At 69.0% G+C, this 17,199-nt stretch carries 19 protein-coding genes and 1 riboswitch; of the genes, 11 read left to right on the plus strand and 8 right to left on the minus strand.

Features of this window, described 5'->3' with window-relative positions; all coding sequences use genetic code 11:
* The first annotated feature begins 15 nt into the window (after positions 1-15).
* The 3 genes from pstC to pstB are packed head-to-tail and all read left to right on the plus strand — an operon-like array spanning position 16 to position 3,078.
* Entirely contained in the window at positions 16-1,167 is a 1,152-nt protein-coding gene (gene pstC / locus ACFOYW_RS02915; RefSeq protein ID WP_390227360.1) for a phosphate ABC transporter permease subunit PstC, read from the plus strand.
* Positions 1,164-2,270: a phosphate ABC transporter permease PstA gene (gene pstA / locus ACFOYW_RS02920; protein ID WP_390227130.1), complete on the plus strand. Its 1,107-nt coding sequence runs from the start codon at positions 1,164-1,166 to the stop codon at positions 2,268-2,270. The genes pstC and pstA overlap by 4 nt, the downstream gene beginning before the upstream one ends.
* 28 nt (positions 2,271-2,298) lie before the next feature.
* Positions 2,299-3,078 carry a phosphate ABC transporter ATP-binding protein PstB gene (gene pstB / locus ACFOYW_RS02925; protein WP_390227131.1) on the plus strand — a complete coding sequence of 260 codons (780 nt, stop codon included), beginning with the start codon at positions 2,299-2,301 and terminating at the stop codon, positions 3,076-3,078.
* A 184-nt stretch (positions 3,079-3,262) separates the two neighbouring features.
* On the opposite strand, the gene ACFOYW_RS02930 is transcribed toward pstB, so the two are convergent.
* Both ACFOYW_RS02930 and ACFOYW_RS02935 read right to left on the minus strand, forming a co-directional pair.
* Entirely contained in the window at positions 3,263-3,538 is a 276-nt protein-coding gene (locus ACFOYW_RS02930; protein ID WP_390227132.1) for a hypothetical protein, read from the minus strand.
* A 451-nt stretch (positions 3,539-3,989) separates the two neighbouring features.
* On the minus strand, positions 3,990-4,178 hold the full coding sequence (locus ACFOYW_RS02935) for a hypothetical protein (RefSeq protein WP_390227373.1): 189 nt from the start codon (positions 4,176-4,178) through the stop codon (positions 3,990-3,992).
* A 44-nt stretch (positions 4,179-4,222) separates the two neighbouring features.
* On the opposite strand from ACFOYW_RS02935, the gene ACFOYW_RS02940 reads away from it, so the two are divergent.
* The gene (locus ACFOYW_RS02940) at positions 4,223-4,852 is read left to right on the plus strand and encodes a DNA-directed RNA polymerase subunit beta (protein ID WP_390227133.1); all 630 of its coding nucleotides are present in this window, start codon (positions 4,223-4,225) and stop codon (positions 4,850-4,852) included.
* A gap of 24 nt (positions 4,853-4,876) precedes the next feature.
* On the opposite strand, the gene ACFOYW_RS02945 is transcribed toward ACFOYW_RS02940, so the two are convergent.
* From ACFOYW_RS02945 to ACFOYW_RS02955, 3 genes are all read right to left on the minus strand, one after another.
* Positions 4,877-5,812, minus strand: coding sequence for an aldose 1-epimerase family protein (locus ACFOYW_RS02945; RefSeq protein ID WP_390227134.1), 936 nt, complete (start codon positions 5,810-5,812; stop codon positions 4,877-4,879).
* Between the two features lie 64 nt (positions 5,813-5,876).
* Positions 5,877-6,830: a UDP-glucose 4-epimerase GalE gene (gene galE / locus ACFOYW_RS02950; RefSeq protein WP_390227136.1), complete on the minus strand. Its 954-nt coding sequence runs from the start codon at positions 6,828-6,830 to the stop codon at positions 5,877-5,879.
* Positions 6,831-6,865: 35 nt separating this feature from the next.
* Positions 6,866-7,654, minus strand: coding sequence for a DeoR/GlpR family DNA-binding transcription regulator (locus ACFOYW_RS02955; protein ID WP_390227137.1), 789 nt, complete (start codon positions 7,652-7,654; stop codon positions 6,866-6,868).
* An 82-nt stretch (positions 7,655-7,736) separates the two neighbouring features.
* On the opposite strand from ACFOYW_RS02955, the gene galT reads away from it, so the two are divergent.
* The 3 genes from galT to ACFOYW_RS02970 all read left to right on the plus strand — a co-directional run bounded on the left by galT (position 7,737) and on the right by ACFOYW_RS02970 (position 10,763).
* Entirely contained in the window at positions 7,737-8,861 is a 1,125-nt protein-coding gene (gene galT, locus ACFOYW_RS02960; protein WP_390227138.1) for a galactose-1-phosphate uridylyltransferase, read from the plus strand.
* Entirely contained in the window at positions 8,858-10,051 is a 1,194-nt protein-coding gene (galK, locus tag ACFOYW_RS02965; RefSeq protein WP_390227139.1) for a galactokinase, read from the plus strand. The genes galT and galK overlap by 4 nt, the downstream gene beginning before the upstream one ends.
* 196 nt (positions 10,052-10,247) lie before the next feature.
* A complete protein-coding gene (locus tag ACFOYW_RS02970) occupies positions 10,248-10,763 on the plus strand; it encodes a gamma carbonic anhydrase family protein (RefSeq protein WP_390227141.1) in 516 nt (171 codons plus the stop codon).
* Positions 10,764-10,853: 90 nt separating this feature from the next.
* Here ACFOYW_RS02970 and glyA read toward each other — a convergent pair whose 3' ends face one another.
* Both glyA and ACFOYW_RS02980 read right to left on the minus strand, forming a co-directional pair.
* Positions 10,854-12,125 (minus strand): serine hydroxymethyltransferase, encoded by a 1,272-nt coding sequence (gene glyA / locus ACFOYW_RS02975; RefSeq protein ID WP_390227143.1) that lies wholly within the window; start codon positions 12,123-12,125, stop codon positions 10,854-10,856.
* A gap of 41 nt (positions 12,126-12,166) precedes the next feature.
* Positions 12,167-12,253, minus strand: a riboswitch (ZMP/ZTP riboswitch).
* A 26-nt stretch (positions 12,254-12,279) separates the two neighbouring features.
* A complete protein-coding gene (locus ACFOYW_RS02980) occupies positions 12,280-13,254 on the minus strand; it encodes an aldo/keto reductase (RefSeq protein WP_390227145.1) in 975 nt (324 codons plus the stop codon).
* 80 nt (positions 13,255-13,334) lie between these two features.
* Between ACFOYW_RS02980 and ACFOYW_RS02985 the strand changes: the two genes are divergently transcribed.
* The 3 genes from ACFOYW_RS02985 to nagA all read left to right on the plus strand — a co-directional run bounded on the left by ACFOYW_RS02985 (position 13,335) and on the right by nagA (position 15,809).
* Positions 13,335-14,192, plus strand: a complete 858-nt coding sequence (locus ACFOYW_RS02985) for a formyltetrahydrofolate deformylase (protein WP_390227146.1) — start codon at positions 13,335-13,337, stop codon at positions 14,190-14,192.
* 67 nt (positions 14,193-14,259) lie between these two features.
* Positions 14,260-14,622 carry a YrdB family protein gene (locus ACFOYW_RS02990; protein WP_390227147.1) on the plus strand — a complete coding sequence of 121 codons (363 nt, stop codon included), beginning with the start codon at positions 14,260-14,262 and terminating at the stop codon, positions 14,620-14,622.
* A gap of 23 nt (positions 14,623-14,645) precedes the next feature.
* Positions 14,646-15,809: an N-acetylglucosamine-6-phosphate deacetylase gene (gene nagA, locus ACFOYW_RS02995; RefSeq protein WP_390227149.1), complete on the plus strand. Its 1,164-nt coding sequence runs from the start codon at positions 14,646-14,648 to the stop codon at positions 15,807-15,809.
* 93 nt (positions 15,810-15,902) lie between these two features.
* On the opposite strand, the gene ACFOYW_RS03000 is transcribed toward nagA, so the two are convergent.
* Positions 15,903-16,367: a MarR family winged helix-turn-helix transcriptional regulator gene (locus tag ACFOYW_RS03000; RefSeq protein ID WP_390227150.1), complete on the minus strand. Its 465-nt coding sequence runs from the start codon at positions 16,365-16,367 to the stop codon at positions 15,903-15,905.
* Positions 16,368-16,420: 53 nt separating this feature from the next.
* Here ACFOYW_RS03000 and ACFOYW_RS03005 point away from each other — a divergent pair, with 53 nt between their 5' ends.
* Positions 16,421-17,152, plus strand: coding sequence for an alpha/beta fold hydrolase (locus ACFOYW_RS03005; RefSeq protein WP_390227151.1), 732 nt, complete (start codon positions 16,421-16,423; stop codon positions 17,150-17,152).
* The last annotated feature ends 47 nt before the right edge of the window (positions 17,153-17,199 follow it).

Here is a 17,199-nt window from a genome sequence, read left to right on the forward strand (position 1 = left end):
GAGTCCACTGCTGCCCTGGGTCAGCGTGCAGGCGCGCCGGGCTCTTCCGCTAAGAAGTCCGGCCCGACACCCGAGGCCCGCCGGATCAGCGCGAAGGCCAGGCCCAGCGATCAAATCTTCAAATTCCTGAGCACAGGCTCGGCCGTGCTCATCATGGTCATCCTGGCCGGCGTCGCCATCTTCCTGATCGTCAAGGCACTGCCGGCGATCACCGCCGACTGGAGCAAGGGCGCCCTGGCCGGCGGCACGACGGCGAACCACGCCGACTTCTGGACGTACACGCTCCCGTTGATCTGGGGCACCGTCTGGTCGGCCCTCATCGGCCTCGTGATGGGCGGCCCGGTCGCCATCGGCATCGCCCTCTTCATCTCGCACTACGCGCCCCGTCGCGTCGCCGGCGTGCTCGCCTACCTCGTCGATCTGCTCGCCGCGGTGCCGTCGATCATCTTCGGCCTCTGGGGCATCTTCACGATCCGCAAGTTCCTGTTGCCGTTCCAGACCTGGCTCAACCACCACATCGGGTGGTTCCCCCTGTTCGGCGGCACACCGAGCTCGACCGGTTCGACCATGTTCGCGGCATCCGTCGTGCTCGCCGTGATGATCCTGCCGATCATCACCTCGATCACTCGCGAGATCTTCCTGCAGACCCCGCGCCTGCACGAGGAGGCGGCGCTCGCGCTCGGCGCCACCAAGTGGGAGACCGTGCGCCTCGCCGTGTTCCCCTACGCCCGCAGCGGCATGCTCAGCGCCATCCTGCTCGGCCTCGGCCGTGCGCTCGGCGAGACGATGGCCATCGCGATGATCATGTCGCCGGCGCTGATCTTCTCCCTGCGGCTGTTCACCGACAATCAGAACTCGCAGACGATCGCGGCGAACATCGCACTGAACTTCCCGGAGTCGAACTCGCTGCAGCGCGACGCCCTCATCGGCACCGGCCTCATGCTGTTCGTCATCTCGCTCATCGTGAACTTCGCCGCTCGCTTCATCATCGGCCGCACCGGCAGGACGGGCGGCGGCCGCAAGGCGAAGAAGCTGCCCCCCGTGAACGCGACCTCGATCCTCGCCCTCGACGACTCGGCAGGCCCCCTCGAGGCCCTGCACCCCCACGCATCGTCGGCCCACCCTGAGGGGTTGCCGCCCACCCCGACGGAAGGACCTCGCGAATGACCGCGACCGCCATCCCGAACGCGCCTGCTCCGAAGCGCCGGGCCAACGCACTGACGAGCGGCCAGCTGCCGCGCCTGTTCGAGCTGTACTCGCTGCTCGGGGCCCTCATCGTCGCCGGCCTGGTGCTCGCGATCGTGGGCTTCAACGTCGTCGGCTGGGTCGTCCTCGCGGCGATCGTCTATCTGCTCTTCGTCGGGATCATCTCCTCCGTCGTCGAGAACAGGCGCAAGGCCGTCGACCGCATCGTGCGCGGTGTCGTGGTCATCGCGTTCCTGCTCGCCATCGCCCCGCTGATCTCGACCCTCCTCGAGGTGATCCTGCGCGGCGCGGCGGATGCCTTCGACCCGTCGTTCGTGTTCAAGACCGGCAGCACCGGCTTCAACGCGCAGACGCTCAAGGTGACGACCACGATCGGCGCCTGGCAGTCGGTCGTCGGAACGCTGATCATCACCGGCATCGCAACTGTCATCAGCGTGCCGATCGGCATTCTGACCGCGGTCTACCTCGTCGAGTACGGCCGGCCCAAGGCCTGGATGAACCGCACCGTGACCTTCCTCGTCGACGTGATGACAGGCATCCCCTCGATCGTCGCCGGTCTGTTCGCGTTCTCGCTGTTCACCCTGCTCCTCGGGCCGAAGGCGTTCAGCGGCTTCTCCGCCGCCATCGCCCTGTGCGTGCTGATGATCCCGATCGTCGTCCGCTCGAGCGAGGAGATGCTGAAGCTCGTCTCGATGGACCTGCGCGAGGCCTCCTACGCCCTCGGAACGACCAAGTTCGTGACGATCACCCGCATCGTGCTGCCGACCGCGATCAGCGGCCTCATCACCGGCGTGATGCTCGCCATCGCCCGCGTCATCGGCGAGACGGCGCCGATCTTCGTCGCCGCCTCGTTCACCAACAACTTCAACTCGAACCCGTTCGAGAACGCGATGTCGACGCTGCCGGTCATGGCGTACACGGGCTACAAGTTCCCGAGCACGGACATCCAGGGCTCGTACAACTCGGCGTGGGGCGCGGCGCTCCTGCTCGTGATCCTCGTCGTCATCCTCAACCTGATCGCCCGCCTCATCGCCCGCCTGTTCGCCCCCAAGGGCCTGCGCTAAGCCACCCGAAAACACGAAACGGATTCCTGTGTCCAAGCGAATCGAAGTCAACGACCTCAACGTCTACTACGACAAGTTCCTGGCCGTCGAAGGCGTCTCGATCAACATCGAGCCGCGCTCGGTCACGGCCTTCATCGGGCCGTCCGGCTGCGGTAAGTCCACGTTCCTGCGCACGCTCAACCGCATGCACGAGGTCATCCCCGGCGCGCACGTGAAGGGCGAGGTGCTGATCGACGGCAACGACCTGTACGGCCCCGGCGTCGACCCGGTGCTCGTGCGCCGCCAGGTCGGCATGGTGTTCCAGCGGGCCAACCCCTTCCCCACGATGTCGATCCGCGACAACGTGCTGGCCGGCGTGCGCCTCAACAACACGCGGATCTCCAGGTCGGACGCCGACGAGCTCGTCGAGTCGTCGCTGCGCGGCGCGAACCTGTGGAACGAGGTCAAGGACCGCCTCGGACTTCCGGGCTCGGGTCTCTCCGGCGGCCAGCAGCAGCGACTCTGCATCGCCCGTGCGATCGCGGTGAAGCCCGATGTGCTGCTGATGGACGAGCCCTGCTCGGCCCTCGACCCGATTTCGACGCTCGCCATCGAGGACCTCATCGAGGACCTCAAGACCGAGTACACGATCGTGATCGTCACGCACAACATGCAGCAGGCGACGCGCGTCAGCGACAAGACGGCGTTCTTCAACATCGCCGGCACCGGCAAGCCGGGCCACCTCATCGAGTACGACGACACCAACGTGATCTTCTCGACGCCGAAGGTGAAGGCGACCGAGGACTACGTGTCGGGCCGTTTCGGATAGGCCGTCTGCTCTCCGCTACACGCGAACGCTCCCGGGACCTGCCCGGGAGCGTTCTCTGTTAAGCTCGTTCACGCCGGGCCGCAGTAACCCCGGGCTCCAACTTTTGCCGCTACGAGCGGCCACGCGCCGAGAGGCGTTCTGCGGCCCGGTCTTTCTGTGCCTGCGCGACCGCGCCCCGGGCGCGCTACGCGTCGCCGTCGACCCGCACGTCCGCCTCGCTGCAATCGACGCACGGGTGGGTCGAGAGGTACTCGCCGACGTAGTCCTGCGCGACGACGCGCGATCGCTTCGTGCGCTCCATGACGATGGCGAGGTGCTTGGCTCGGTTATTCGCGTAATAGCGGCGTGCCTGGGCGCGATTACACTCGCGACACACGTTCTGGTGCCCGTCCGGGGAACTGACCTTCTTGTTGAACAGCGCCAGCTCGAACCTTCCGCCGCAGAGCGTGCATCGCTTCATACGCCGAAGGTAGCGGCGACGTGCGACATTCCCGGCTGGTGCCCCCGGCGAGACTCGAACTCGCGACCAACGGATTAACCTGCTGCACTGAGTCTCCCCAGCCACCGCCTGAGCGGCTTGCAGTCTGGACTATCTCACCACCTTCGGCCGAACCGGTCAGGTGCGTCGCGTGTAGTCTCTGAGGTTCCCTTGCGGTTACCTGCTGATTGCCCAATCCTCCGGATTTTCACTGCCTCGCGGCGAGTACCTTCGGCTCTCAGGGTGTCCCAGCATATAGCGACGTTCATCCGGCGCATTTCTGCGCCGGCGCTCCTATTTGTTTTCAGTTGAAGTCCGCAGCTCTACCGACTGAGCTACAGGGGCGTGGTTTCCAGCGTAACGTGTCCGCGCGACCGAGCCGACGTGGAACCGCCCGGCACCCTCTCGGGCACCGGGCGGGAATCCTGTTCGGTCAGACTCGGTTACGACCACCGATGGCACGTACGATCCACACGATGATGGCGAAGAGGGCAAGGACGATGCCGACCCACAACAGCCAGTGGGCAGCAGCCAGGAAGCCACCCGTCAAGAGCAGCACAATCGCGACGATTGCGATGATGATCAGCAAAATGTTCATGCCCGCAATGATCCAGGCGATCATGAACCGCCAGAACCCCCTTGACACATCACAGGAGACCGCACCGAATGTCCGATGAGTTCCACAAGCCCGTGAAGTTCCCGAGTCGAATTTTCGAGGGATTCCTGGGCGGCAAGGACCCCGCGGAATCACTCAGAGTGGCTCACGAGACCGCGCACGCACTGCTGTCCCGGGTCCGCGGCGATCCCGATCCCGACGTCGTCAAGCGGCTCGTGCACTACACCGACGAGCACGGCATCGACGCGATAGCGGAACTGTGGGCACCCGCTCTGCCCAAGACCCTGCCGGGCGCCCTGTGGCGCATCTACCTCGTGCGCGTGCTGATCCGGCAGAACCCCACCGAGACGAGTTTCCTCTTCCAGCGCGGCGTCGACGTGACCACCACGATCGACCCGGTCATCGCCGGCGCCCAGTTGCCGACCGGCCCCGCCGAGATCATCGAGCTGGCCGACCAGATCCTGCGCGGCGCATTCGAGGGCGATTTCGCGGACGCTCTGGAGCGCGCCGCCGCCTTCTGCCGCGTCGAGGCGGCCGGCTGCGCCAGCGTCGCGGACGACGTCGACCCCTCCGCCCCCGAGCGTGCGACCGAGCTCACGACGCGCGCGTCGCGGTTCGCGAAGACCGGTGACGAGCTGGGCGCAAGCGCGCGGCTGTGGCGATCGGATTCCCTGGACTAGGTCCCAGGTCGTGCCGCGTCCGGCCTACGCGGCGGGGGTGTAGCGCACGCCCCAGGTCGCCGACCAGGTCTCGTGCGGTGCGAGGCGCTGCACGCCGACGCCGGAGTTGAAGGCATCCGTCGGCGCCGTCATCGGCTCGAGCGCAAGCGCGACCCCGCCTTCCGGCAACGACGCGAAGGAGCGGTGGGTGTAGACCTGCACGAAGCGGTACGCCTCGTCGCCCCACAGCACGAGCGACGAGCCGTCGGGCGCGGTGAGCTGCGCGAGCTCGCCGGGCCCCGCGTCGGCGTAGCCCTCGTTCAGAGTCAGCGATCCGACGCGCTGCGGCGTGCGCAGGTCGAAGCGCGTGCCGTCGACGGGCGTCGATCCGACGGGGATCATCTTCTCGTCGAGCTCGTAGTGCGTCGTGGCGTGCACGGTGAGCAGAAGCTCGTTCGTGTCGACCTCGCCGAGGCGGAAGTACGGGTGCGCGCCGACGGCGACCGGAGCATCCGTCTCGCCGCCGTTCGCGAACGTGTGCGTCACCGTGAGGCCGTCGTCGGTGAGCTCGTAGCGCACGCGTGTGTCGACGAGGAACGGGTAGCCGTTCTGCGGGTAGATCGTCACCTGCAGCTCGACGAAGTCGGCGCCCTTGTCGGCGAGTTCGTAGCTCGTGAAGCGCAGCAGGCCGTGGCTCGCGTTCCCGTAGGCCGGCTCGGTGAGCGGCAGCTGCAGCTTCGTCTCGGTGCCATCAGCGCCGCGCCACGTCCACTTGCCGTCGCGCACGCGGTTCGGCCATGGTGACAGCACGATGCCCTGGGCCGACTGCGGTGACCCCGTGACCTCGAACGGCTCGACGAGGTCGACACCGCCGATCTGAAACTCGCGGATGCCCGCTGCGAGCTGAGTGATCACCGCTCGCGCAGGCCCCGCGGGGGTCGTGCGGATGAGTTCGTACTGTTCTCCCGTGGGTGCACGCACGGTCGTCAGCCTATGGCTAAGCCGGTCGCCTGAAAAGCGCGCCCCGGTTCGTGCCCGGTGATGGTCAGCGTGCCGCCGCCCACGCGCTCGCGACCATGTCGTCGAGCGTGTGCCGCATCGCCCAGTCGAGGTCGCGCGCGGCGAGCTGGCCGTCTGCGACGATCAGGGCCGGGTCGCCCCGGCGGCGAGGCGCGATCTCGGGCGTGAAGTCGACGCCGGTGCCACGCACCATGGCGTCCATGATCTGACGCACGGAGGAGCCTTCACCGCTGCCCAGGTTGTACACGGGCTCGAGAGGCTCGCCGGCACGCATCCGTCTCGCGGCCGCGACGTGCGAACGCGCAAGGTCGGCGACGTGCACGTAGTCGCGCACGGCGGTGCCGTCGGGGGTCGGGTAGTCGTCGCCGAAGATCTTCGGCGCGCGACCTTCCTTCAGCGCGCGGAAGACCAGCGGGAACAGGTTGTACGGGCTCGTGTCGGGCAGTTCGGGAACCTCCGAGCCGACCACGTTGAAGTATCTGAGCGAGGTGTGCACGAGCTCGGTCGCGCGCGCCTGATCAGCGAGCAGCCATTCGCCGATCAGCTTCGACTCGCCGTAGGGCGACTCGGGGGTGGTCGGCGTCGCCTCGGTGACGCGCTCGTCGCGCGGCGTGCCGTAGACGCCCGCCGATGACGAGAACACGATGCGGCTGACCTGCGCGCGCTCCATCGCGGCGAGCAGGACGGCGGTGCCGGTCACGTTCTGCGCGTAGGTGTGCAGCGGCCGCTTGACGGATTCGCCCGCGTACTTGTAGCCGGCGAGGTGGATGACGCCCTCGATGTCATGCTCCGCGAAGAGCTCGTCGAGCGTTGTGCCGTCGAGAACGGATGCCTCGACGAACGGCACCTCAGCGGGCACGAACTCGCGATGCCCACTGGAGAGATCGTCGATGACCACGACGCCGAGCTCGGCCTCCTGCAGGGCGCGCACGACGTGCGCACCGATGTAGCCGGCGCCACCGGTCACGAGCCAGGCCATGGGATTCCTTCCGTCGGGTCAGAGGGTCGAACGGCTCACACCGTCACGATGGGTCCGCAGCCGCCGTCGCGAAGCGCGGTGAGGGCGGCAGGAGCCGAGTCGTCGCCGGTGATGAGCAGATCGATCTGAGGTGCATCGGCCACCCGGCCGAGGTGCACTCTGCCGATCTTGGAGCTGTCCGCAACGATGACGTTACGGGAACTGGCCGCCATCATCGAGCGCTTCACGTCGGCTTCGGGCAGATTGATGTTGGTGACGCCGCCACGGCCGTCGACGCCGGTGCATCCGATGAACGCGATGTCGGCGTGCACGCGGCCGAGCACGGTGTCGGCGAGCGGCGCGACGAGCGAGTGCTGCAGCTGGCGCAGGCTGCCGCCGGTCACGACGACGTCGAGCCGGTCGAGCGCGGGTTCGAGGGCGAGCGCGATGGCCAGGCCGTTCGTGATGACCGTGAGACCGTGAGCGGATGCGTCGGCGACGAGCGCACGCGCGATCGCCGCGGTCGTGGTTCCGACGTCGAGGAGCACGCTCATGCCCGGCTCGAGCTCCCGCAGGGCGGCGGCCGCGATGCGCGCCTTCTGCTCGGCCGCGTCGACCTGGCTGAGTTCGAAGGGGCGCTCGGCCAGCTGCCCGGTCGGCATCGCCCCGCCGCGGATCCGCCGGATGCCGCCCTCGTTCTCGAGCGCCTCGAGGTCGCCGCGCACCGTGACGGCAGAGACCTCGAAGCGTTCGCTGAGTTCCGCGACGCGCACGAAGAACGATTCCTCGATGAGCGACCGCATGCCTGCGCGGCGCTCGGGTGCGCTCACGGCTCCTTCGGTCACAGCGCCATCCTGCACAGGCATCCGCATCTTGTCAAAGCGCAAGCCGTTTGCTTTCGCTACCGAAAGTTCGTATCGTGCCGATGTGCCGGAAATCACCAAGCGCGTGCACCGCCTCGCCGACGGCCGCGAACTGATCTATTTCGACGACGTCGACAGCACCCTGCCACCCGATCGAGCGCCCGACGAACGACTGCTCGACGAGCGGCCCCCGACCGCGACGATGCGCCAGGACCCGCTCACGGGCGAATGGATCTCCATCGCCGCGGCGCGCCAGAACCGCGTCGTGATGCCCCCCGCCGCGCTCGACCCGCTCGCACCGCAGTCGGCCACCAACCCGTCCGAGATCCCATCGAACTACGACGTCGCGGTGTTCGAGAACCGGTCTCCGTCTTTCGGTCCCGCACTGCCCGATGCCGGCGACCCGGCCGCGACGCTCGGCAGTCTCGACGGCATCGGTCTCGGTCGTGAATCGCCGTCGTACGGGCGGTGCGAGGTCGTGTGCTTCAGCCCCGCGCGTGAGGGCGCCTTCGGGTCGATCCATCGCTCGCGCGCGCGCACGGTGATCGAGGCCTGGGCCGATCGCACCGCAGCACTGTCGGCGCTTCCGGGCGTGCAGCAGGTGTTCCCCTTCGAGAATCGCGGTGCCGAGATCGGCGTCACGCTGCAGCATCCGCACGGCCAGATCTACTCCTACCCGTACGTCACGCCGCGAACCGAGCGGCTGATCGCGTCGATCGACGAGTACGGGCCGACGCTCTTCGCCGACATCCTCGACCACGAGCGCCGCGGCCCGCGCGTCGTGCTTTCGGGCGAGCACTGGACGGCATTCGTGCCGTTCGCCGCGCGCTGGCCCATCGAGGTGCACATGCTGCCGCACGAGCACGTCCCCGACTTCGCCGCGACGACGCCCGCGCAGCGCGACGAGCTCGCGGTCCTCTACCTGCGGCTGCTACGAGGCGTCGACGCGCTCTACGATGATCCGACGCCGTACATCGCGGCGTGGCATCAGGCGCCCGTCGCGACCCACCGCGACAGCATCCGTCTCAGCCTGCAGCTGACCAGCCCGCGACGCGGCGCTGACCGGCTCAAATACCTCGCCGGCAGCGAGGCGGCGATGGGTGCGTGGATCGGCGACGTGCCGCCCGAGGCCCAAGCGGAAGCGCTGCGCGCGGCCATCGCGCGAGCGGACGAGGAGAACCCGGTATGAGCGGCACTGGCGGCAACGATCTGGTCGACGAGACGCAGGCGGGCTTCGAAGCGCGCTTCGAGTATTCCCCGAGCGGCATATGGTCCGCGCCGGGGCGCGTCAACCTGATCGGCGAGCACACCGACTACAACGAGGGCTTCGTGCTGCCGTTCGCGATCGACCGGCGCACCTTCGGCGCCCTCGCGCTGCGGGACGATGACGTGATCCGGGTGTCGAGCGCGGCCGGCGACGACGTGGTCGAGGTGCGGGTGGCGGATGTCGCGAGCGGGCTCGATGGCGAGAAGAGGGCCGCGCTCGGCTGGGCCGCGTACCCGCTCGGCGTGGTCTGGGCGTTCGGGCGGCTCGGCGCCGACCTCGCCGGCCTGCCCGGGTTCGACGTGCACTTCGACTCGGACGTGCCGATCGGCGCGGGCCTGTCGTCTTCCGCCGCGATCGAGGGGGCGCTCGCGGTCGCACTCAACGAGGTCTGGCGACTCGACTTCGACGGCGCCCAGCTCGTCGACGTGTGCCATCGCGCCGAGAACGACTTCGTCGGGGCACCGACAGGGATTCTCGACCAGTCCGCCGCCCTGCTCGCCGAAGAGGGCGCGGCCCTGTTCATCGACTGCCGCAGCGGAGCGGCCGAGCCCGTCGAGCTGGGGCTCGAAGCATCCGATCTCGCGATCCTCGTGATCGACACGAAAGTCGCGCACGAGCACGCCTCGGGCGAGTACGCCGATCGGCGTGCCGCCTGTGAGCGCGCCGCCCGCGAACTCGGCGTGCGCTCGCTGCGCGACGTGACTCTCGAACAGCTCATCGCGGCGCGCGAGACCCTCGACGGCGTGACGTTCCGGCGTGCGCGGCACATCGTGACCGAGAACCAGCGGGTGCTCGACACGGTCGCCGTGCTGCGCGAGGCGGGCGCCACCGAAATCGGCGATCTCATGTTCGCGTCGCATCGCTCGATGCGCGACGACTTCGAGATCTCGACGCGCGAGCTCGACCTCGCCGTCGAGATCGCGCTCAACTACGGCGCGATCGGCGCGCGGATGACCGGCGGCGGCTTCGGCGGCTCGGTCATCGCGCTCACCCCGACCTGGCTGATCTCGCAGGTGCAGGTCTCGGTCGACGGCGCCTTCGCCGAGCACGGCTACACGGCGCCAGAGATGTTCGTGGTCTGGCCATCAAGGGGCGCAGCCCGAGAGCGTTAGCGCCCGGCGGCGGGTCCCCGCCGCCACATCAACACAGAGCGCGGCCCGCGAGCGCTAGCGCCCACCGGCTGCGCTACAGCTGCAGCATGGCGCGACTCGCGAGGCTGGGGCGCCATCCCGTAGCTGTAGCGCGCCCGTGAGCTGTAGCGCGCCCGTGGGGCCTATCGCGAGCGATAGGAGTGGTAGGAACGAGAGCATGAGCGAAGTGCGCGTGAGCCTGCCCATCGGAAGCCCTGACGAGAGCGCCGCGACGTATGTCGCGCCCGGCGTCGCGCTGATCGGCGCGGTCACCCTCGGGGAGGGTTCGAGCGTGTGGTTCAACGCGGTCCTCCGCGCAGACAACGAGCCGATCACGCTGGGCGCCGGCTCGAACCTGCAGGATCTGGTGGCGTGCCATGTCGATCACGGGAGTCCGCTGACGATCGGTTCGGGCGTCTCGGTCGGTCACACCGCCGTGTTGCACGGCTGCACGATCGAGGACGACGTGCTGGTCGGCATGCACGCCACGATCATGAACGGCGCGGTCATCGGCACGGGTTCGCTGGTCGCGGCGGGCGCGCTCGTGACGGAGGGCACGATCGTGCCGCCGCGCTCACTGGTTGCGGGCGTGCCGGCGAAGGTGCGGCGTGAGCTGACGGATGCCGAAGTGGAAGGCATCCGCGCCAATTCGCAGCACTACGCCGAGCGCGCACGCCTCTACGCGTCGCTCTAGCCGCCACCGGCCCAGATGCGCCAGACGGACTCGGGTGCGCCGGGTGCGCAACCACAGCGCGCATGTGAGTCCGTCCGGCGCACCTGCGGGTCAGTACTCGAGGCCGGGGTAGAGCGGGAACGCGTCGGTGAGGGTTCGCACCCGGGCGCGCAGCGACGCCGGGTCGTAGTCGGGCCGCAGCGCCTTCGCGATGATGTCGGCCACTTCGGCGAACTCGGTGTCGCCGAAGCCGCGGGTCGCGAGCGCAGGTGTGCCGATACGGATGCCTGAGGTGACCATCGGCGGACGCGGGTCGAACGGCACCGAGTTCTTGTTCACGGTGATGCCGACCTCGTGCAGACGGTTCTCGGCGTCCTGCCCGGAGAGCTCGCTCTCTCGAAGGTCGGCGAGCACGAGGTGCACGTCGGTGCCGCCGGTGAGCACGTTGATGCCGGCCGCGCGCGACTCGTCGGAGGTGAGCGCCTCGGCCAGCAGGCGCGCGCCTGAGATGGTGCGCACCTGGCGGTCGCGGAACTCGGGCGTCGCCGCGAGCTTGAACGCGGTCGCCTTCGCGGCGATCACGTGCATCAGCGGGCCGCCCTGCTGGCCGGGGAACACGTTCGAGTTGAGCGGCCTGGCGAGCTCGGTGTCGCGGCTCAGGATGAAGCCGGAGCGCGGGCCGCCGATCGTCTTGTGCACCGTCGACGAGACCACGTCGGCGTACGGCACGGGGCTCGGGTGCAGCCCGGCGGCCACGAGGCCCGCGAAGTGGGCCATGTCGACCCACAGCTTCGCGCCGACCTCGTCGGCGATCTCGCGGAACGCGGCGAAGTCGAGCTGGCGCGGGTAAGCCGACCAGCCGGCGATGATCACGGTCGGCTTGTGCTCGCGCGCCTTGTCGCGGACGACGTTCATGTCGACCCGGAAGGTCTCAGGGTCGACGCCGTAGCTCACGGCGTTGTACAGCTTGCCCGAGAAGTTGAGCTTCATGCCGTGCGTGAGGTGTCCGCCGTGGGCGAGCTCGAGGCCGAGGATCGTGTCGCCGGGCTTCGCGATGGCCGACAGCACGGCCGCGTTCGCGCTCGCGCCCGAGTGCGGCTGCACGTTGGCGTACTCGGCGCCGAACAGGGACTTCGCGCGGTCGATCGCGAGCTGCTCTGCGATGTCGACGAACTCGCAGCCGCCGTAGTAACGGCGGCCCGGGTAGCCTTCGGCGTACTTGTTCGTGAGCACCGACCCGGCCGACTCGAGCACGGCGCGCGGCACGAAGTTCTCGCTCGCGATCATCTCGAGATAGTCGCGCTGGCGACCGAGCTCGAGACGCAGCACTTCGGCGATCTCGGGGTCGACCTCAGTGAGAGGGGCGTTGAAGTTGTCCACCATGGCAGGCAGCCTTTCTGACAGACGGATGGCGTACGGGGGGCCGTATCGGCCCAGGCGTGCGGCCGAATCCGTGAGTCAGAGTCGCTCCCCGGTGGTGGCCCACCTCAACGCCAGTCGCGACCGGTTCAGAGTATCAGCCACCGCAGCGCCGGGTTCAGAATCCCGCCACCTCGCGCGGCAGGTACGGCTCCTCGAGCGACGCGATCTGCTCGTCCGACAGCTTCACGTCGAGCGATGCGACCGCGTCCTCGATGTGTCCAGGCTTCGTCGCACCGAAGATCGGCGCGGTGATGACCGGCTTGTGGTGCAGCCACGCGAGCGCGACCTGTGCGCGGGGCACGCCGAGCTCGGTCGCCACGGCGGCGACGCGCTCGACGATCTGCTTGTCGCCGTCGTGGTACATGTTGTTCTCGTTGAGCAGCCGGTCCGTCTCGGTGCGCTTGGTCGTCTCTTCCCAGTCGCGAGTGAGCTTCCCGCGGGCGAGCGGTGACCACGGGATCACGCCGGCGCCCTGGTCGGCGGCGAGCGGCAGCATCTCGCGCTCTTCCTCGCGGTAGAGCAGGTTGTAGTGGTCCTGCATCGACACGAACTTCGTCCAGCCGTTGCGCTCCGCGATGTACTGGGCCTTCGAGAACTGCCACGCCCACATCGAGGACGCACCGATGTAACGCGCCTTGCCGGCCTTCACGATGTCGTGCAGCGCCTCCATCGTCTCTTCGATGGGGACCGTCGGGTCCCAGCGGTGAATCTGGTACAGGTCGACGTAGTCGGTGCCGAGGCGGCGCAGCGAGTTGTCGATCTCGAGCATGAGCGCGGCGCGCGACAGGCCGGCGCCGTTGGGGCCGGGACGCATGCGGCCGTTCACCTTGGTCGCGAGCACGACCTGGTCGCGGCTCGTGAAGTCGCGCAGGGCACGGCCGACGATCTCCTCGCTCGTGCCGCCCGAGTACACGTTGGCGGTGTCGAGGAAGTTGATGCCGGCTTCCAGCGCCTGACGAAGGAGCGGGCGCGACGCCTCTTCGCCGATCGCCCACTGGTGGCCGCCCGCAGCGGGCTCGCCGAAACTCATGCAGCCGAGCGTGATGCGGCTGACCTCAAGACCTGTGTTTCCGAGCTTCACGTACTCCATATCGCCAGCCTAGGGTCGGGACGCCCACGGCGCTCCTGGGTGTCCCGCTCGTCAGGCCACCTCCGGATAGCCTTGTGCGCATGACTGCCGCGCCCACGCACTGGGTCCTCACGTTCGTCTGTGTCGACCGCCCGGGCATCGTCCACGCGGTGAGCGGTGCGATCGTGGCGGCGTCCGGCAACATCACCGAGAGCCAGCAGTTCGCGTCGGCCGACACGGGGCGCTTCTTCATGCGGCTGCAGGTCGAGGCATCCGTCACCCGAGACGAGTTCGAAGCCGCGCTCGCGCCCGTCATCGACCGATTCCAGCTCGACTGGAATCTCGACATCGTGGGGCGCCCGACGAAGACGCTCGTGCTCGCATCGACGGCGCCGCACGCGCTCAACGACCTGCTGTTCCGCCAGCGCACGGGGTATCTCGCCGTCGACGTCCCGCTCGTGCTCGCGAACCACCCCGACCTCGCAGATCTGGCCGGCTTCTATGGGGTGCCGTTCGAGAGCCTGGCGGTGACGGATGCTTCGAGCAAGGCGGCCTTCGAAGCCCGTGTCCTCGATGAGGTCGAGCGCCACGGCGTCGAGCTCGTGGTGCTGGCGCGGTACATGCAGATCATCTCGCCCGAGCTGTGCGAGGCGCTGGCGGGCCGGGCGATCAACATCCACCATTCGTTCCTGCCCGGCTTCAAGGGCGCCAACCCCTACCGCCAGGCGCACGCCCGTGGTGTGAAGCTGATCGGCGCGACCGCCCACTTCGTGACGAGCGATCTCGACGAAGGGCCGATCATCGAGCAGAACGTGGTGCGCGTCGACCACAGCCAGACCCCGCAGCAGCTCATGGCGATCGGCCAGGACGAGGAGTCGCGCACCCTGCGCCAGGCGGTGAAGTGGTTCAGCGAGCACCGCGTGCTGCGCGACGGCGACCGCACGATCATCTTCCGCTGACGCGAGACGGGCCGGCGCAGCCGCGCACGCGCGGAGCACTCAGGTGCGCGCAGCTAACCTTGAGCTTGTGACCGCACGACCCGCAGCAGATTCCCCGCAGTCGCAGATCGGCATCGTCGACGCCCTCCGGTTCCTGTGCGAGGTGTTCGCGATCATCACGCTCGGCATCTGGGGCTTCACGACTTTCCCGTTCTGGTTGAACATTGTCGTCGGCATCGGTGCGCCCGTGCTCGCGATCGTGCTCTGGGGGCTGTTCCGCGCGCCGAAGGCCGTGTTCGCCGTCGACCAGTTCGTGAAGGCGCTGGTCGAGATCGTCGTGATGGGCACCGCGGCCTACGCGTGGGCCGACCTGCACCAGTGGATCATCTTCGGCGTCTTCACGCTGATCGCACTGGCGACCGGCCTCATCATCGGCCGCCGCGAGATCTAGCGGCTACCGACTAGGGTCTGAGCATGGCCGATCTCGTCGTCCACTCCGCGCGCAAGATCGACGCGAACGGCGAAGTCGACGGATTCTGGTTCGCCGCCTCCGACGGGGTGGTCTCAGCCACGGGCGACGGCGAGGGCTGGCACGCGCACGCGGGGGTCGAAGCATCCGTCATCGACGCGCACGGCCTGCATCTCACGCCCGGCTTCATCGACCTGCACGGTCACGGCGGCGGGGGCTTCGCGTTCGACGACGGCGCGTACGCGATCGAGCAGGCGCTCGCGGTCCACCGCGCGCACGGCACGACGCGCTCGGTGATCAGCCTCGTGGCGAACCCGGTCGACGAGCTCCGAGCGTCGCTTGCGGTCGTCGCCGACCTGGTCGTCGAGGACCCGCTCGTTCTCGGCTCGCACCTCGAGGGGCCGTTCCTCGCCGAAGAGCGGAAGGGCGCGCACAACGCCGACTTCCTGATCGACCCGTCGCCGGCCGTCGTCGAGCAGCTCATCGCGGCGGCGCGGGGCACCCTGCACCAGATCACGCTCGCCGTCGAGCGGCCGAACGCGCTCGAGGCGATCGACGTGCTCGTCGAGGCCGGTGTGCTGGTCGCCGTCGGCCACACGACCGCCGGGTTCGATGCGGCGCGGCAGGCCTTCGACCGGGGAGCACGACTGCTCACCCATGCGTTCAACGCCATGCCGGGCATCGGCCATCGAGCGCCGGGGCCGATCGTCGCGGCGCTCGAAGACCCGCGGGTGACGCTGGAGCTCATCCTGGACGGCGTGCACGTGCATCCGTCCGTCGCGCGGCTCGCGTTCGACGAGGCGGCAGGCCGTGTCGCGCTGATCACGGATGCGATGGCCGCCGCCGGCTCGTCTGACGGCGTCTACGCCCTCGGATCGCTCGACGTGACCGTCGCAGACGGCATCGCACGCCTGCGGAACGCCGACGGGTCTCTCGGCTCGATCGCCGGCTCGACTCTGACCCTCGACGTCGCGGTGCGCAATGCGATCGAGCTCGTCGGCATCTCGCCCGTCGCGGCCATCGCGGCCGTCACGTCGGTGCCGGCGCGTGCACTCGGGCTCGACCACCGGCTCGGCCTGCTCGCGCCCGGACATGCCGCGGATGCGGTGCTGCTCGACCATGACTGGGCCGTTCGCGGCGTGTGGGGCGCCGGCGCGCGAATCGCCTGACGCTCGACGCCGGTTGCGCGGCCCGGATCCGCCGTGCGCTGCTCAGATCCGGGGCGCGGGCGGCGGATCCGGACAGCGCACGCGCGGGACGGGTCAGTCGACCGGGGCGCCGACTCGCGCGAGCAGGGCGTGCAGTGTCGCCAGGTCGGCGTTCGAAAGCTCGGCGAATGATCGGGCCGTGACTGCGGCCGCGACCACGGCCCCCTCGTCGAACAGGTGCTCGCCGGCATCCGTCAAGCGATGTTCAACGCGCCGCCCCCGCCCTGGCGAGCGCTCCACCAGCCCCTGAGCGATCAGCCGGCTCGCGAGGGTGCCGAAGGCCTGGTCGCTCTGGAAGGTGGCCGTGGCCAGCTCGTGCGCCGACGCGGCGGGCGCCTCGGCGATCGCACGCAGGGCGTCCCACTGGGCGAGCGTCGTTCCCACCGCGGCGAGCGCGCGATCGAGCGCACGATGGTTGCGGTACTGCGCGCGCTTCAGCAGACGGCCGACTTGCCCGGCATCGACGGTGGCCAGCTCGGCAGTGGCCAGCTCGGCGGTGGTGACGGTGTGCGCGGTCATGTCCACACTGTATCAGCTTGCGTATATAAAGATATTGATTTACAGTCATGGCCATGACCACCACACCCGCTGAACGCCCCACCGTCCTCCTGCTGCACGGCGGCGCAGGCCCCGCCACCATGCGCCCCCTCGCCGCCCACTTCGCCGACGCCGCCGACGTCATCGCACCGACGCACCCGGGCTGGAACGGCATACCGCGCCCCGACGACATCGACAGCGTGCGCGCACTGGCCGACCACTATCGACGGATGCTGGCAGACGCCGGCACCACGCACACCATCGTCATCGGCTCATCGCTCGGCGGCTGGATCGGCGCGGAACTCGCCCTCGCCGACCCCGAGCTGGTCAGCGCCCTCGTGCTCATCGACAGCGCGGGCATCGAGGTGCCCGGCGAGCCGGTGCGCAACCTGACCGGCCTCACACCGGCAGAGATCGCGCCGTTCAGCTTCCACGACCCCGCCAAGCTCGTCGTGCCCGAACCGACGCCGGAGAATCTCGCGATCGCACGCGGCAACCAGGCCACGCTCGACGCCCTCGCCGGCGACCCGTACATGCACGAGCCGACCCTGCGCGGCCGGCTCGGCTCGCTCACGACCCCGACGCTGGTGCTCTGGGGCGGCTCCGACCGGGTCATCACGCCGGCATACGGGCGTGCGCTCGCCGACAGCATCCCCGGCGCACGCTTCACTCAGATCGCGGAAGCCGGCCATCTGCCGTTCCTCGAGCAGCCGGCCGCGGTCTTCGCGGCTCTCGACGACTTCCTCGCCGCGGTCCCCGCAGCCTGACCGCGGCGCGGCAGCGACCGGCCGCCGGGCCGCTGCCGCGCGGCTGC

The organism is Gryllotalpicola reticulitermitis (assembly GCF_042651345.1).
Lineage (GTDB): Bacteria > Actinomycetota > Actinomycetes > Actinomycetales > Microbacteriaceae > Gryllotalpicola > Gryllotalpicola reticulitermitis.

Coding starts and splice junctions, on each gene's coding strand:
- pstA (WP_390227130.1), top strand. CDS start 1,164: ATGACCGCGACCGCCATCCCGAACGCGCCTGCTCCGAAGCGCCGGGCC.
- ACFOYW_RS02930 (WP_390227132.1), bottom strand. CDS start 3,538: ATGAAGCGATGCACGCTCTGCGGCGGAAGGTTCGAGCTGGCGCTGTTC.
- ACFOYW_RS02935 (WP_390227373.1), bottom strand. CDS start 4,178: ATGATCGCCTGGATCATTGCGGGCATGAACATTTTGCTGATCATCATC.
- ACFOYW_RS02940 (WP_390227133.1), top strand. CDS start 4,223: ATGTCCGATGAGTTCCACAAGCCCGTGAAGTTCCCGAGTCGAATTTTC.
- galE (WP_390227136.1), bottom strand. CDS start 6,830: ATGGCCTGGCTCGTGACCGGTGGCGCCGGCTACATCGGTGCGCACGTC.
- galK (WP_390227139.1), top strand. CDS start 8,858: ATGAGCGGCACTGGCGGCAACGATCTGGTCGACGAGACGCAGGCGGGC.
- ACFOYW_RS02970 (WP_390227141.1), top strand. CDS start 10,248: ATGAGCGAAGTGCGCGTGAGCCTGCCCATCGGAAGCCCTGACGAGAGC.
- glyA (WP_390227143.1), bottom strand. CDS start 12,125: ATGGTGGACAACTTCAACGCCCCTCTCACTGAGGTCGACCCCGAGATC.
- ACFOYW_RS02980 (WP_390227145.1), bottom strand. CDS start 13,254: ATGGAGTACGTGAAGCTCGGAAACACAGGTCTTGAGGTCAGCCGCATC.
- ACFOYW_RS02985 (WP_390227146.1), top strand. CDS start 13,335: ATGACTGCCGCGCCCACGCACTGGGTCCTCACGTTCGTCTGTGTCGAC.
- nagA (WP_390227149.1), top strand. CDS start 14,646: ATGGCCGATCTCGTCGTCCACTCCGCGCGCAAGATCGACGCGAACGGC.
- ACFOYW_RS03000 (WP_390227150.1), bottom strand. CDS start 16,367: ATGACCGCGCACACCGTCACCACCGCCGAGCTGGCCACTGCCGAGCTG.
- ACFOYW_RS03005 (WP_390227151.1), top strand. CDS start 16,421: ATGACCACCACACCCGCTGAACGCCCCACCGTCCTCCTGCTGCACGGC.